Annotated in this window: 16 protein-coding genes and 1 pseudogene; 14 read left to right on the plus strand and 3 right to left on the minus strand. The window is 63.7% G+C overall.

The window, feature by feature from the left end; translation table 11 throughout:
- Positions 1–4 precede the first annotated feature (4 nt).
- The 7 genes and pseudogenes from DR039_RS07180 (at position 5) to DR039_RS11660 (ending at position 4,511) form a co-directional block, all read left to right on the plus strand.
- On the plus strand, positions 5–1,450 hold the full coding sequence (locus DR039_RS07180; protein WP_172458373.1) for a ParB N-terminal domain-containing protein: 1,446 nt from the start codon (positions 5–7) through the stop codon (positions 1,448–1,450).
- On the plus strand, positions 1,447–2,004 hold the full coding sequence (locus DR039_RS11775; protein ID WP_111836720.1) for a helix-turn-helix domain-containing protein: 558 nt from the start codon (positions 1,447–1,449) through the stop codon (positions 2,002–2,004). The genes DR039_RS07180 and DR039_RS11775 overlap by 4 nt, the downstream gene beginning before the upstream one ends.
- Positions 2,001–2,603, plus strand: a complete 603-nt coding sequence (locus DR039_RS07190) for a hypothetical protein (RefSeq protein WP_111836721.1) — start codon at positions 2,001–2,003, stop codon at positions 2,601–2,603. The genes DR039_RS11775 and DR039_RS07190 overlap by 4 nt, the downstream gene beginning before the upstream one ends.
- Entirely contained in the window at positions 2,600–3,379 is a 780-nt protein-coding gene (locus DR039_RS07195) for a hypothetical protein (protein WP_111836722.1), read from the plus strand. Before DR039_RS07190 ends, DR039_RS07195 begins: the two co-directional genes overlap by 4 nt.
- Entirely contained in the window at positions 3,376–3,819 is a 444-nt protein-coding gene (locus DR039_RS07200; RefSeq protein ID WP_126622211.1) for a hypothetical protein, read from the plus strand. The genes DR039_RS07195 and DR039_RS07200 overlap by 4 nt, the downstream gene beginning before the upstream one ends.
- Positions 3,816–4,333: pseudogene (locus DR039_RS11780) on the plus strand (single-stranded DNA-binding protein). Before DR039_RS07200 ends, DR039_RS11780 begins: the two are co-directional and overlap by 4 nt.
- Positions 4,334–4,379: 46 nt before the next feature.
- A complete protein-coding gene (locus tag DR039_RS11660; protein WP_267489830.1) occupies positions 4,380–4,511 on the plus strand; it encodes a hypothetical protein in 132 nt (43 codons plus the stop codon).
- Between the two features lie 44 nt (positions 4,512–4,555).
- Here the strand turns inward: DR039_RS11660 and DR039_RS07210 are convergent, their stop codons facing one another.
- The gene (locus DR039_RS07210) at positions 4,556–4,933 is read right to left on the minus strand and encodes a hypothetical protein (protein WP_111836724.1); all 378 of its coding nucleotides are present in this window, start codon (positions 4,931–4,933) and stop codon (positions 4,556–4,558) included.
- The gene (locus DR039_RS07215) at positions 4,930–5,127 is read right to left on the minus strand and encodes a ribonuclease PH (RefSeq protein WP_126622213.1); all 198 of its coding nucleotides are present in this window, start codon (positions 5,125–5,127) and stop codon (positions 4,930–4,932) included. The genes DR039_RS07210 and DR039_RS07215 overlap by 4 nt, the downstream gene beginning before the upstream one ends.
- A gap of 2,193 nt (positions 5,128–7,320) precedes the next feature.
- On the opposite strand from DR039_RS07215, the gene DR039_RS11300 reads away from it, so the two are divergent.
- Positions 7,321–7,461: a hypothetical protein gene (locus DR039_RS11300; RefSeq protein ID WP_170166870.1), complete on the plus strand. Its 141-nt coding sequence runs from the start codon at positions 7,321–7,323 to the stop codon at positions 7,459–7,461.
- A gap of 287 nt (positions 7,462–7,748) precedes the next feature.
- On the opposite strand, the gene DR039_RS07235 is transcribed toward DR039_RS11300, so the two are convergent.
- Positions 7,749–8,498, minus strand: coding sequence for a potassium channel family protein (locus DR039_RS07235; protein WP_111836729.1), 750 nt, complete (start codon positions 8,496–8,498; stop codon positions 7,749–7,751).
- 70 nt (positions 8,499–8,568) lie between these two features.
- On the opposite strand from DR039_RS07235, the gene DR039_RS11785 reads away from it, so the two are divergent.
- From DR039_RS11785 to DR039_RS07260, 6 genes are all read left to right on the plus strand, one after another.
- Positions 8,569–8,799 (plus strand): HNH endonuclease, encoded by a 231-nt coding sequence (locus tag DR039_RS11785; protein WP_407641281.1) that lies wholly within the window; start codon positions 8,569–8,571, stop codon positions 8,797–8,799.
- Positions 8,800–8,934: 135 nt separating this feature from the next.
- Entirely contained in the window at positions 8,935–9,273 is a 339-nt protein-coding gene (locus DR039_RS07240) for a hypothetical protein (RefSeq protein ID WP_111836730.1), read from the plus strand.
- Complete coding sequence (locus DR039_RS07245; protein ID WP_111836731.1) at positions 9,239–9,838, plus strand: P27 family phage terminase small subunit; 600 nt, start codon at positions 9,239–9,241, stop codon at positions 9,836–9,838. The genes DR039_RS07240 and DR039_RS07245 overlap by 35 nt, the downstream gene beginning before the upstream one ends.
- A gap of 70 nt (positions 9,839–9,908) precedes the next feature.
- On the plus strand, positions 9,909–11,426 hold the full coding sequence (locus tag DR039_RS07250) for a terminase (RefSeq protein ID WP_111836732.1): 1,518 nt from the start codon (positions 9,909–9,911) through the stop codon (positions 11,424–11,426).
- A gap of 13 nt (positions 11,427–11,439) precedes the next feature.
- Positions 11,440–11,664: a hypothetical protein gene (locus tag DR039_RS07255; RefSeq protein ID WP_111836733.1), complete on the plus strand. Its 225-nt coding sequence runs from the start codon at positions 11,440–11,442 to the stop codon at positions 11,662–11,664.
- Entirely contained in the window at positions 11,661–13,613 is a 1,953-nt protein-coding gene (locus DR039_RS07260) for a phage portal protein (protein WP_111836734.1), read from the plus strand. The genes DR039_RS07255 and DR039_RS07260 overlap by 4 nt, the downstream gene beginning before the upstream one ends.
- Positions 13,614–13,624: the final 11 nt, after the last annotated feature.

Genomic DNA, 13,624 nt, shown 5'->3' on the forward strand with positions numbered 1-13,624 from the left:
TGAGATGGGTGCGAAGGTAGTGCAGCTCCCGGGTGGGGTCGCTGAGGTGCGGCGCGTGCGCACGGGTGATGATGTTTCTGATCTGCGTCCTGGTGACATGGTGCAGGTCGACACGGATGCCATTGATGATGGCTCGAATGTGCGCCGCGCTTTGCCGGACATGGGCCAGCTCGAGGCGTCTGTGCGGCACAGTGGTGTGCTGCTGCCGGTCCTGGTGGTGGTCACACTGACTGGGTTGGTGCTTGTTGATGGGCATCGTCGCCTTGCCGCGGCTCGTGCGGTAGACCGAGGGAGTGTGCCCGCGAGGGTGGTCTCTCAGATGGAGGCGGATCAGCTGCGCCTGGTGCAGATGGAGCTCAACGAGAACAGTCGGGGCCTGACCGGCGCTGAACGCGCCGAGCAACTAGTGCTTCTGGCTGGCATGTCTTTGCGGTCGGATCGGCTCCGGGCACTGGGGACCAGCGCGAAGGAGGTCGCGCAGGCTAAGGCTGTGCGGGATTCCAGCGCAGCCACGATTGTGCGTCCCGCGCTGGAGGACGGTGCGCTGGATCTTGTGATGGCGGCTGAGGTCGTCCGGATCGTCGATGACCCGGATTGGCACTGTGACACCCAAGAGCTGATCGAAGCGCTCCGCAAAACCCCACAGCTTGCGGCGCACACCCTGAAGATGGCGGCGCTTGATGTGGAGCACGCTAGGGCGGTCCGTCAGGAGGTGGAGCGCCTGACAGCTGAGGGGCAGCGGGTCGCCTCCGGGATCGAACTCGATGAAAAGTTTCCTGGCTGGGAGCAGCAGTGGGCTAGCTTGGAGAGCCTCGAGGGTACCGCCCATGGGTGCATGAGCGCGCAGGATCATGCTTCGTGCGAGCACCGAGTGCTGGTGGTGCGATTCGATCGCATCTGGTCTTGCGTGGACACCAGCGAGTGGTGCATGGATCCGAAGACATCTGGGCACCGTTTCCGGTTCCCGCATCGCAGTGAGCATCGCCTGTCTGATGAGCAGCGTCAGGAGCTTCTTGAGCGCCGCCAGGCCAAGGAGCGTCGCGAAGCCGCGATCGAGGCTGCCACCCGGGTGCGTCAAGAGTGGCTTGGTGGTTGGCTTCGGGGGTCGGCGCCTATGCCTGCCCCGGCATGGCGTTGGGTGACAGACTGGCTCTTGGAAAGGTGCGCGTCGTTCTACATCAGCCGCCCCTTGGCTCAAGAAGTTGAGAAGTGGGTGCCTTCGGCGACCTGGCGCCGCTGGGTGTCCACCCCAAAGCGCACAGATCGGCTGATGTTCGCCCTGGTGTGCGCGCGCCTCGAGGTGGCCATCAGGTGTGGCAACAGCCGCGTGGAGGAGACCGGCGAGTACCTGAAGACGCTGGAGAAAGCGGGGTACACGCTTTCGGAGGTTGAGCAGGAGATCGTGGATCAGTGGCTGGCTGAGCTGCCTGACGGTGGTGACGCGGCATGAGCGATCAGGGTCGTGATCTTGTGGAGGGGTGCACTCACCAGCGGCCACACGTCCATGGCACGTCAGGCGCATACAGGAACTGCCGCTGCCGCTGCACTGTTTGTAAGCGGGGGGAGGCGCAGCGTCTGCTGGCGGTCCAGCCGACGTCTGGCCCTCATGTTGTGGGCGGTTACCGGTTTGTGCCAGCGCTTGGGTCGCGCAGGCGGTTGCAGGCGCTGAGCGCCTTAGGCTGGTCGCAGCGCGCCATGGCGGCTCGCCTGGGCGTGCATCAAAAGGCGGTCTCCAAGGTGCTGTTGAAGCAGTCATTGATCCGTTCAACGACTGCCCGCGCGATCGCGCAGTTCTATGCGCAGGCTTCTTGGGTGCCTGTCCCTGGTGGTGGATCTCAGGCTGCGCGTGGCGCGGCTCTCGTTAACGGGTGGGTACCACCTCTGGGCTGGGCGGAGGACGCTGACTTGGATGATCCTCGGACCAGGCCGTTGCCGCGGAGGCAGTGGCAGCGACAAAGCTCTGCTGCCCGTGCGGCCCGCCGCCAGATGAAGGCGGCGTCATGAGTGACCGTGTCGAGGTTGAGGTGACTGTGACGATGCGGCCGACCAGCGGCGGTCCGGCGCATTCGTCTGTGGCGCGGGTGTGTCCGGTGGTGGTGTCCACGGTGTCCAGCAGTCGAGATGATGTCGTAGAGACGATCAATTCGGCGCGCTCGTGCTTGATTGATTGCTCATCCCTGGTGCTGGTGGACCTGGCGGACACGGTGGCGCATTTGCTGGTGGCTGATCCGCCGCCCCCGGCCGGGTTCCGCGACGTCTGCCTAACTCCGGACATGGCGATCCGAATCCGTGGGATGTATAGCCTGGCTCGCCCGCTCAGTGCGGTGGAGCTGGATCTGCTGCCTGCGGGCAGTGTTGTCGAGTGCAGGGCTGGCCGCCACGTGGGCAGGCAGTGGCGTCAGGACGGCTGGTTCGCGCGCACGCATAAGCGTCTGGGGACTTCTGAGGTGACTGCCTGGCAACAAATCCCCGTCCCGAGTCTGCCTCCGGTGCTGCGGGTCCGCCGTGCGGACGAGCTCGCTCTGACTTATGCCCTGCGCCTGGTGCACGTGCCTGGCGTTTCTGCCCCTCACTCCGCCTCGAGACAGGAGAAGTCAAAATGAGCCCGTTCGATTCACGCGACCTGGAAGTTGTCGTGTCTGGTCATGCTCTGCGCCAGGCCCTGGCGGCTATGCTGCCGCACGTTGGCACGGGCGACTGCCAGGAGGCGCAAAAAGCCATCCGTCTGGTGATTGACTCGCGCTTCGGCCTGGTGACGACTCTCGCGAGCGGTGGGGGCTCCGTGGCGGCCTCGATGCCGATCAGGGACACTAGGGCCTCTTCTGAGCCTGTGCTAGATGTTTTGCTCAGTGCCTCCGTCGCGAAGCTGATCTTGGCTGCGTCTAAGCCCACGAGCCTGGATGAGCAATTGCTGTCGTTGGGATGGTCGGGTCGCTTGTGGGTCACCGACGTCTCGGGTCTCCTCGATGGCCGTGCGCTGCGAGTGCCCGCACTCTCGTGGCTAGAGGAGGGGCTCGTGGTGCCTGATGTCGCTGAGGATATCCTCATTGCTGCGGCGCTGCCGCTGGCTGGTAGCGCGACTGTGAACCTGACGCCGCCTGTGGTCGGACGGTGGGCGACCACGGCCCGCGCGCTTGGCTCCTGGCCTCTGCGCGTGACGACTGGGCACTCGTTCTTGGTCGTGGGTGGTCAATTCGGCAGCACTGACGCTGCTGGCTTTGTCGGGACGGATTGGTGTCCAGGAGCCCGGGAGCAGATTGCTGCCCCTAGGACGTTTGATGAGCCTATCGCCCTGGCCCATCTGAAGCGCCTGCATCCGGAGCAGGCGTCCCAGGTTGTCAGCAGGTCCAGCCTCGCTTCGGTCGGAGGTGCGCGATGAGTTGCACTCCCGCTTGGACTTGCGAGCTCACGATGCTTGCCAGTGACGTCCTGTCCCTCAACGGGCGCCGTCACCGGTGGGCGACGGCGTCGCGGGCCAAGGAATTGCGGCGCTTGGGCTGGGCTGAGGCCCGTCGTACTGGCAATGTGGCTCCGCACCTGGAGCGCGCCCGGATTGAGGTGTTCTTGGCTTTCAGCACCCGGGGGCGTCGGGATGCGCACAACTTCATGCCGACCATCAAGCCTCTGATCGACGGCTTTGTGGATGCTGGCCTGCTGCCTGATGACGATTCCCGCCATTTGGAGGGCCCGCACTTGCATGCGGACATGGAGCGCCGCTCTGAGCGCATGTTCGGGAGGGCGACGACCACGTTCACCTTCCGGGTTTTTGACCTGGGGAGGCTGCGCGACTACGCCGCGACCGGGGAGGGTGCCCGATGAGTGGGGAGCCGATCATCACCGTTGTCGGCAACTTGGTGGCGGACCCGGAGGTGCGCTTCACCCCTAATGGGGCGGCCGTCGCTAACTTCCGTGTGGCCTCCACGCCCAGGTCCTTCAACCGCCAGACGAACCAGTGGGACGACGGCGAGGCCTGTGCTCATCCTTGAAGAAGGGTATGCGCGTGATCGTGCAGGGCCGTCTGACCCAGCGTTCCTATCAGACCCGTGAGGGCGCCAGCCGCACGGTTTACGAGCTGCTGGTGGACGAGGTCGGCCCCTCGCTGCGCTACGCCAAGGCTGAGGTCACCCGCACCCCACGCGCCAGCGCCCCCGGCGGGCAAGGCCACTCGGGCGGCCAGGTGGGTGGTTTCCAGGGCTCCGGCACGCCCACGCCTGCGCAGGGTGAGCCGCAACCCGTGCCCGCCGCGCCCGCGACGGCGCCGGGGCAGGGGTACGGCTGGGCCCCTGAAGAGGCAGCTTGGGGTGGACCCTTCCCAGACGAGCCCCCTTTCTGAGCTCATCTCCTACCCGCCTCACCATCACCGCACGAGGAGTTTTGTTATGAGAAGGTCCCATTCTGCCGCTGAGAGGCTCGGCCGCGCGCTTGGCATGACGATCGCCGTCGGCCTAGCTGCTCTGGTTTTGAGTGTGCTGGCGGCCGCGCTCCTGTGGATCTGGGACGCGACCCTGTAATGCCAGCATTGCCATACTGGGATGCAGCGCAGACTGCCTGTTGGTTAGCCTGCGAGCTGGGCTGCTCTTTGGTGAGACACGCCCATGATGGTTCCGACATCGCGCAGAGTGAGCCCTGCTTCTCGCAGTGCTCGTGCAGCGGTGCGAGCCTCAGCGGCGGCGAGGCTGGTAGCTTCGGCAGCCGCCTTACGCGCCTCAGCGGCGGCGAGAGCATGCCGCTGGTATGCGTCGGGGAGGACGGGGATCACTTGCAGGTTCACTTGGGCTGCCTCCAGTCCAGACAGGTAGGCCACAGCCTCTCTCATCTCTTCAGCGGCCTGGTCCAGGCGTTTTACCTGGGAGACAGCTCCGACTTCAGGGACTTCCAGGACCCACCAGTCACCCTTACCTCTCTGCGCTGTCACGGTGAATGTCTTGGTCATCTCCACCATCCTTTCCCGCCGAGAACCTCAGCGAATTGGTCGAAGAACTGGCCGACGGTGACCTCGTCGACTTCGTTGTGGCGCCCCAGGGTGCGAGACACATTCCCTACCCTGACCGCAGTGTGGCGAGTCAGCTCTGTGACCTCCATGTCTAAGCCACGGGCTTTTGCCGCCTTGCGGAGGGTCTTGATCACTGCTGTCCTCTTCGCGACATCAAGTCTAGCCCAGTCTTGTATGACATTGCAAGTGTGGGATTGCATTTATGTTTGCCTGGCAGCAGGGCGCTCTCCACCAGATACCCAAGCACCCCAATTTCCGTCGTCCATGTCCGTCTAGCTCGAGAGGAGGTTACGTGTCCTATTTCTTGATCGACGATCAGTTGTTCCAGAACCTCAAGTTCGTGGAGTTGATGCGTCGCGGTGCGGCCGGTGATGCTGACGCATGGGGTGCGAGCCTCTTGTGGCTCATGGCGGGATCTCGCATCAAAGCGGGGTACGGCGATGGCGTCCTGGCGAGGTGGGACCTGTTGTCCCTGATTCCGGACCAGGATGTGGCTCTGCGCCTGGCGCAGGTCCTGGTCGGGGTCGGCTTGTGGCATGACGAGCATCATGTTTGCCCGTCTGGCCGCTGCGACCCCACACCTGCCGACTCGTGGGTCTTTCATGACTGGCGAGCCGTGCACAAAAGAAGCGGAGATGAGGAGAAGGCTGCTCGGGCACTGCAGACCGAGCGGAATGATCCTCGTCTCAAGGCCGAGGTGTGGCAGCGTGATCAACTGCCCGACTCGCCCGGTCACGCGCTGTGCGTCTACTGTCGGCGCGAAGTTACGCGCGAGGTCACCAAGGGTGACCTTGGCGCTGAGGTGGACCACCTACTCCCGGATGCTCTGGGAGCACTGAACCTTGCTATCACGCACCGCAAGTGCAACCGGAGCAAGGGGAACCGTACCCCGGCCCAGGCCGGGCTCACAGCCCATCTGACTAGTGCTCACCGTGCGGCGATAGAAGCGCGCGTAGCAAGCTCGCCTTCCTCGGAGGTCGCAGGGCGGCTGCGCTCACTCCTGGACCCGCAGCGGTGGCCACTGGACCCAGATGGGTTGCTGCTGGCAGACACTCCCAGTTCGCACCCGACGGGGTCCGCAGAACGGGAGCAGGGGACTGGCTCGCACCCGACGGGGTACGCAGGGCCGCCCGCGTCTGCCTGTCAGGAGAGCCCGCCTGAGCTGGTGGTACCGTCCGCGGCTGCTAGCCGCCCCTTGGAGCCGCCTGGCAGACAAAAACCTGCCCCGAGGTGCCCAGGGAGAAGTCTGCCCTTTTTAGGGTCAGAAACAGCCCCTGAAAGGCACGCAATTGAAGACCTGCATGCCCAGGTGACTCAGGGAGTTCAGGCTCTTCGTGGCGCCCCTGGAGCCCTTCTCGCAGCACTGGAAACCGCCCTTGGTGCCCCGCTGCCAGACGACCTGGGTGTGGCCGCCCTAGCCGCCGAAACCGGCCAACCACTGACCGAGGAGCAGCTCACGCTGCTCGCGCCCGCCCTCACGCGTGCGCGTGCGGCCGCGCACGGGCGCACGCGTCCACGCGCGCCCGCTCTCACGGGCGCACGCGCCCTGGCATGGCATGGCATGGCAAGGCATGGCATGGCTGGGCATGACATGGCTGGGCACTCAGAAGACCTTGACGGGCATTGCCTTCCTCGAAGACGCCGACGCCGAGCCAAGAAGACCAAGCACAGACAGGCACAGGAGGGAGCAGCTGGTGGCTGAATGCGTGAGTGGGTGCACCGTCAGGGGTTCGCATTTGACCGACTGTGATGGCAGTGCGTTTGATCGCGGTGGTCAGGTGGTTGAGTGTCGTGGTTGTTTGCCTCGCCAGGCTGAGTACGGGTGCTTGTGCTCTTGGTGCTGGGGGCGACTGCAGTCTCTGGTGCGGACGTTGCCGACTCTTGTGGAGCATCTGATTGACATGTCTGAGCCGTCGGTGTCGTGTCCGCTGGGGCGCGGTGATGGTGGCCGTGCGGCTCGTCCAGGTGAGCATGGGCTCTATGCGGAAGCTCTTGCTGTGGCGGATGACTTGCATGCGATGTTGGCGACCTGGTGCGCTGAGGTCGCTCAGGAGTGCCCTGGTGCGGGTCAGGTGCCGCAGGTGTCTCGCATGACTCGGTTTGGGCTTGCTGAGGTGCTCGGCCCGTTGGATCGTGGCAGCACCAGGCGACTGGTTGGGTGGCTTGATCCTCACTTGGAGTGGGTCTCGGCTCAGGCGTGGGCTGGTGACCTGCTCGGGGATCTTGGGCCGGCGTCGGCTAGGGCGTGGGCTCGGTGGCCTATCGTTGAGCCGGAGCGGCGGGTGACGACGGTGCGTTGTCCCCGTTGTGGGCAGCGGTCTTTGGTGGTGACTCCGCCTGCGGTGCAGGGTGCGCAGGAGACGGTGCGCTGCTGCCAGGCTGCTTGTGGTCTGGTGCTCGCTGAGGAGGACTGGGCTACTACTCGCACTCTGGCCGTGCTTGCGGCCAGGCAGGAGCACAGCCAGTGATCTTGACAGACGCTGAAGGCACCGAATGGGTCACCGCGACGCAGTGCCTCGAGCTGGTCCCAGGCCTGGGGTACAGGACTTTGCAGTCCTGGTGGCGTCGGCAGATGGTGCGGCATCGGAGGGTTGGCCGGCAGGTGTGGGTCGCCTGGCCGGACGTTTTGGAAATCGAGGCGGCCGCGCATCTTGCTGGCTGGAAACGCGGCCGACACGCCGCTAAGAGGCCGGGGCTGGACAGGCCTGGGGCATGAATTGCATCATTGCTGCCAGTGGCACGCGTGTGCCCCCGCTCAGGGCTGTTTTGGGTCTGCTGACTGGCTGAGTGTCTCAACTAGTTTTGCCAGGCGCGTCACCTCCACGCGCAGCTCCTCAACCTGCATCCGGGTGGCAGCTTCCTGTTCGTCGTTCTCCTCGGTGACCAGTGCGACGATCCAAGAGGCGAGGGTCGCGGTGACCACGCCGATTAACGCCACTCCACCGATCATCAGGAGCACAGCTACCAGCCGCCCGCCTGTCGTCACTGGAGAAAGATCGCCATAGCCGACAGTCGTGATGGTTGTGATTGCCCACCACAGGGCGTCGCCAAATGACGTGATGGTGGCGTGGGGAGCGTGCCGTTCAGCATCAAGGGCAGCAAGTGCGGCAACGAATGCTAGAAGCGAGACGTTCGCTGCCGTGTAGAGCGCTATGCGTCCTTGCAACGCCGCGCCAGCCTTCCTTTGCAGGATGCCGATGAGTGTCACCAACCTGAGGAGACGCAGCGGACGCAGCATCGGCAAGATCACGGCAGCTGCCTCTGGCAAATGTCCTAGCGCCCATTCCTTGCGGTCAGGAGCAAGCCACAGCCGAATAAGGTAGTCGGCGGTGAATAGCACCCAGATTCCGCTGAGGATCAACTCGACGCTGTCTCGGGCCTCTCCTCTAAGATCGGCGAGAACCTCCCAGGTGTAGGTCGCTAGGAACACCAAGGCTGCGGAGGCCAGAGGCCATTCCATGGCGCGTTCCCAAGATCGGAGCCGCCGCCCATCTGTATTGTTCATGGCGTGAGCTTAGGGGGACTCTGTGGTTCAGTCTCGCGGGCATCGCAGGCTGCGCAGCCTGCGCAGGAAGATGCGGCAGGCTCGACTTCAGCCGTGTGCCCGCTGCGGGCAGCCGATCGACTACGCCGCGCCTCCCGGTGACCCGCGATCCTTCCAGGTCGGCCACCGGCTGTCATGGCGTGACCATCCTGACGAGCGGCTGGACCCGGCCAACTTGCAGCCTGAGCACGAGCTGTGCAACAAGCAGGCCGGAGCCACAGATGCCGGCCCTAGCCTCGGACTGATGTCGCGCCGCTGGTGACCCCCTGAGGGAGGGGGTGCAAATCCCTGCGGCGGGGTTAGCGGAGCTGTCCGCCGGCAGTGCTCCTTCTCCCCACAGGGAAAACGACCCCCTATCCCCGCTTTTTGTTGGAATGGCAACGAAAGTAGAGGAGTAATGTTCGATCGGGTGGCAATCAGAGAAGCCGCCTCCGCCGGCCTGTCGGTGGCTGAAATTGCTCAGTCTGTCGGTGCCACCTCCGCCACCGTCCGTAGGGCGCTGGACCCTGCAGCCCCTGTGACCTATCAGCGCGCTCGGCTCGTGGATGGCGACATTGGGGCCCAGATTCGCCAGGTCATCGCCCGCAATCCCCGCATGAAGGCTCCAGGCATCGCCTATCAGGTCGGATGGCGCGGCTCCATGCGGACCCTGCGTCACGTCATCCAGCAGATCAAGCGTCAGGATATGGAGGTCTGTACTGATGGCCAGCCTCCTGCCTCCAGCTCATCTCGCTGAGGACGCCGCCAGCGTCTGGACTTCGGTCGTCACAGCCCATCCTCGCCCTGAGTTACTGGACGCCATGCGCCTGGAGGCGTTCTGCTTGGCTGTGGCCACTCTGCGTGCAGCCCACCAGGCGATCACCGACAAAGGCCTCACAGTGGTGGATGACCGGGGCCAAGTGGTCAAGAACCCGGCGCTCGCGGCGGCTCGAGATGCGCAGGAGCAAGTGCGTCGGTGGGGGACAGAATTTGCTCGTCCGCACCCCCCGAAACGGCGTCGAGGGACGATGTATGACGCTACGACGGCGTCTATCAGTGCTGCTGAGCATCTCAAGGATGCTCAGTTCCGAGGAGCTTGCGAGGCGGTCAAGACTTTGGCTTGGCTGATTGATGAGGCGCAGCGTGCCGGTGTTGAGGAGTTGCGCAAGGCGTCCTTTGGGGCGATCCCGGCGTATCTGCGGGGATGCGCGGACTTGCGGATCACGCCGGCGTCTGTTCCTGAAGTCGAGAGGCGTCCCAAGCGTCGCGGCGCCGGAAGGCTACAGGCGATCCGAGGAGGTATAACGGGTGCGGCAGGGTAACGAGGCCCCTAGGGTCTACACGCCCCCTCTGCGCCCTCTTACTCCTCAGACATCACTGGGGTTTGCATGTGTGGAGTTCGCCGAGGTCCTGGGGATTAGCCTCCTGCCTTGGCAGAAGTGGCTTTGCATCCATCTGCTTGAGCTCCTGGACGACGGTCGTCTGCGGTTCCGCACAGCGGTGGTGCTTGTGGCCAGGCAGAACGGTAAGTCTACGGTGGCCATGGTGATCATCCTGTTCTTCATGTTCACCAAAGGCTGGGCAGTGTTGGGCACAGCTCAAGACCTTGAGACCTCTGAGGCACTCTGGGCTGAGGCGGTCAAGATGGTTGACCCAGCCGAGCATGAGGATGACCCAGACTTTTGTGACGAGTTGGGCGACGAGGTTCGCAGAATCTCTCTCGGGTCTGGCCAGAAGGGCCTGACGCTATGGAACGGCGCGACCTACCGGGTCAAGGCCACTACTCGCCGAGGCGGACGCGGCAAACATGTGCAGCTGGTCGTGCTTGATGAGCTCAGAGAACACGGCGACTTCGCCTCCTGGTCTGCGGTGTCGAAGACGATCATGGCTCAGGACTCGGGCATGGTGCTGGCGCTCTCCAATGCTGGCGACCACGCCTCAGTGGTCCTGCGTCACCTGCGACGCTTAGGTCATCTGGCTCTAGGCGACCCAGATGGAGTCTTCTCCGACGCCTCGACACCGGTTCCTCAGGAACCTGACGAGGACGGTGAAGAGACTGCGCTGGGCCAGTCCCTAGGACTTTTTGAGTGGTCTACGCCTCCAGGAGCGTCTCGGTGGGATCGTGACACCTGGGGACTGTCCAACCCCTCTATGGGGCACCGCCGCTCAGATGGATCGATCGGAATCCGTGAGGAGACCATCGCGGCGGCAGCGGCGACGGACCCGCCTGCTGAGTTCATGACCGAGGTTCAGTGCCAGTGGTTGTCTTCTTCTCGCAAGCCTCCGTTCCCTGAAGGGGCTTGGGAGGCAGGAACGCGCACAGACACGTTCATTCCTCCGGACCAGCCCATCGTTTACGGCCTGGACGTGTCCTGGGATCGATCATCCTCCTATATCGCTGCTGCTGGCATCAACAACGGGGGCGTCCCTCAAGTTGAGATCGCGGCCCGCCTGCCACGCACCGAGTTCACAGTGGACTGGTTCAAGGCGCGAGCTAACATCGATTCCCCTATCACTGTGGTAGCGCAGGGCAAAGGTTCACCGGTCTCCTCGATCATTCCGGACCTTGAGGCTCTCGATGGTGTCAACGTCGTCCGGTGGCAGGGCGATGACCTCGGCGCCTGGTACGGCCGATTCTTCGACCTGGTCACGGCCAGCCAGACGGATGACAAGCAAGTCAAAGCCCAGACGGAGAGCGGACTCGCGCACCTACCTCAGCCTGTTCTTGACGTCGCCGCAGGATCCGCCACTTGGAAAACCCTCGGCGACACCCGAGTCATCGACCGCAAGGCTTCCCCGGAAGACGCCTCCCCACTCATCGCCGCCGTCGCCGCCGTCGGCTACCTCACCAGCCCCCATGACACCCAGGTCTCTGCCTACGAGCACACCGACGGCGTCTTCTACGTCTGACAGGAAGCCCATCATGCGCCCCTACCGCCGTCTCATTGCCTCTAACATCATCATCAACCTTAAGACCGGCACCGCGCTCGCGGGAGCACTGGTGCGCCAGGACGGACAACTGTTGTTCCTGCGCAACGTCACCCTCTACAGCGTCGGCGCTGATCCGACCCCGGTGGACGGCGAGGTCGTGGTCGAGCGTGATCACATCGACTTCATCCAGAGGCCTATCGTAGGAGGTTCCTTGTGACGTTTGTGGTCTCCACCGGCAGCGTTCAATCTCTTGCTCGGCCGCGCTCAGTTCCGTCCTTGTCGCTGCGCGTGACTGACGGCTGGAATGTTGACTATGAGGAGATCTGGCGCACCCAGGGCAGCGTCAGGACTGTAGTCGACTTCCTCGCTCGTAACATCGCGTCGTTGTCCCCCAAAGTGTTTGAACGCGTCTCAGACACAAACCGGCGGAGGGTGACTGATCATCCTCTGTCGGAGCTTCTAGCCCGTCCGAACCCTCGCACGACGAGGTACCGGCTTCTGAACGACCTGGTGCACGACATGTGCATCTACGACACGGCCTACTGGCTCAAAGTAAAGGGGAAGGGAACGGGGGGTTTTGGGCTGGTGCGTCTGCCTCCTCGGATGGTCACTCCCAAGGGTGATTCTTGGTTCGCACCCGACTGCTTCGAGGTCAGAGGTGACAAAGGACGCCAGGCCTTCACTCCTGACCAGATCGTTCACTTCAGAGGGTACTCCCCGTCAGGGGACCTGGTTGGTACCCCACCCATGGAGGCGCTGAGGCAGGCTCTGGCTGAAGGCTTCGAGGCTGGCCGTATGCGCTCGCAAATTCTCAAGAATGGAGCCCGGGCGTCTGGGTACCTCCAACGGCCTGCTGATGCGCCCCGCTGGTCCGAGGAGACCCGGGAGAAGTTCCGCCGTTCCTGGCACAACCAATACGTGGGCGCCAACTCATCTGAGGCCGGAGGCACGCCGATCCTTGAGGACGGAATGACCTTTGTCAAGGTCGCCCAGACCGCCGATGAGCTGCAGTACGTCGAGGTCCGCAAGCTCACGCGTGAGGAGGTCGCTGCGGCCTTCCATGTGCCCGCCCCTATGGTCGGAATCCTTGACCACGCAACGTTCTCCAACATCAAGGAGCAACACAAGCAGCTGTATCAGGACACTCTTGGTCCGTGGCTTGACCAGATTGAGCAGGAGCTGGCCCTGCAACTCATCCCTGACCTCGTGAACGACGGCCGGAGGCTCTACGTGGAGTTCGACATCGCCGCCAAGATGCGTGGCGATCTTTCAGAGGAGGCCACCAGCCTTTACCAGAGCGTTGGCGGCCCGTTCATGACCGCGAACGAGGCCCGGGCTCGCCGGAACCTGCCTGCTTTGCCTGGTGGAGACGACCTAATTCGGCCGTTGTCAGTGACCACTGCTGGCGGCGACGCAGCCCCTACGGACGTGGAAGGCGAGCCAAAGAGTCTTGAGCTGTTGACCAAGTCTGATCCCAAGCGTTTCGCCCCGTCACCAGCACAGCTTGAGTCCGCCAAGCAGCAGGCAGCCAAGACCTTGAGCAAGTTCTTCAAGCGCCAACGCGCTGCCGTCTTGTCTGTCATTGGAGCGAAATCAGATCGCGACTGGTGGGACTGTCAGCGGTGGGACACGGAGCTGGCTGACGACCTGGAGTCTGTGGCCCTGAGTGTCACCAGTGAGATCGGCCCAGCTGCGGCAGCCGCACTGGGGTTCCCCGCGACCATCTATGACGTTGATCGCACCAGGAAATTCCTGCGCGCAGTCTGTGAGTCCCGTGCCGGAGCGATCAACTCCACCACCCGCCACGCCCTGAGCAGAGCCCTGGCAAGCAATGACGAGAGCGAGGAGGACCAGGCTCTCCCCTCCCCGGCAGCGGTTTTCGAGGAGGCGGTCGGTTCTAGAGGTGCCGCAGCTGCGGTCACCCTAGCCACGACCTTCGCTTCCTTTGCAGTCACCGAGAGCGCCCGCCAGGTCGCCCCAGCTAAGGCGATGAAGGTCTGGACTGTGACTTCGGGTAATCCTCGCGCCTCGCACGCGCAACTCGACGGAGAAACGGTGCCAGTTGACGGCGTCTTCTCCAACGGCATGGCATGGCCAGGAGATCCTGTCGGTGGCGCAGATGAAGTCGCTGAATGTCGCTGCACCATCACCACTATTATTCCGTGAAAGGTGATCTT

Source organism: Actinomyces bovis, from assembly GCF_900444995.1.
GTDB lineage: Bacteria > Actinomycetota > Actinomycetes > Actinomycetales > Actinomycetaceae > Actinomyces > Actinomyces bovis.

Coding starts and splice junctions, on each gene's coding strand:
- DR039_RS07180 (WP_172458373.1), top strand. CDS start 5: ATGGGTGCGAAGGTAGTGCAGCTCCCGGGTGGGGTCGCTGAGGTGCGG.
- DR039_RS11775 (WP_111836720.1), top strand. CDS start 1,447: ATGAGCGATCAGGGTCGTGATCTTGTGGAGGGGTGCACTCACCAGCGG.
- DR039_RS07190 (WP_111836721.1), top strand. CDS start 2,001: ATGAGTGACCGTGTCGAGGTTGAGGTGACTGTGACGATGCGGCCGACC.
- DR039_RS07195 (WP_111836722.1), top strand. CDS start 2,600: ATGAGCCCGTTCGATTCACGCGACCTGGAAGTTGTCGTGTCTGGTCAT.
- DR039_RS07200 (WP_126622211.1), top strand. CDS start 3,376: ATGAGTTGCACTCCCGCTTGGACTTGCGAGCTCACGATGCTTGCCAGT.
- DR039_RS11660 (WP_267489830.1), top strand. CDS start 4,380: ATGAGAAGGTCCCATTCTGCCGCTGAGAGGCTCGGCCGCGCGCTTGGC.
- DR039_RS07210 (WP_111836724.1), bottom strand. CDS start 4,933: ATGACCAAGACATTCACCGTGACAGCGCAGAGAGGTAAGGGTGACTGG.
- DR039_RS07235 (WP_111836729.1), bottom strand. CDS start 8,498: ATGAACAATACAGATGGGCGGCGGCTCCGATCTTGGGAACGCGCCATG.
- DR039_RS11785 (WP_407641281.1), top strand. CDS start 8,569: ATGCGGCAGGCTCGACTTCAGCCGTGTGCCCGCTGCGGGCAGCCGATC.
- DR039_RS07240 (WP_111836730.1), top strand. CDS start 8,935: ATGTTCGATCGGGTGGCAATCAGAGAAGCCGCCTCCGCCGGCCTGTCG.
- DR039_RS07245 (WP_111836731.1), top strand. CDS start 9,239: ATGGCCAGCCTCCTGCCTCCAGCTCATCTCGCTGAGGACGCCGCCAGC.
- DR039_RS07255 (WP_111836733.1), top strand. CDS start 11,440: ATGCGCCCCTACCGCCGTCTCATTGCCTCTAACATCATCATCAACCTT.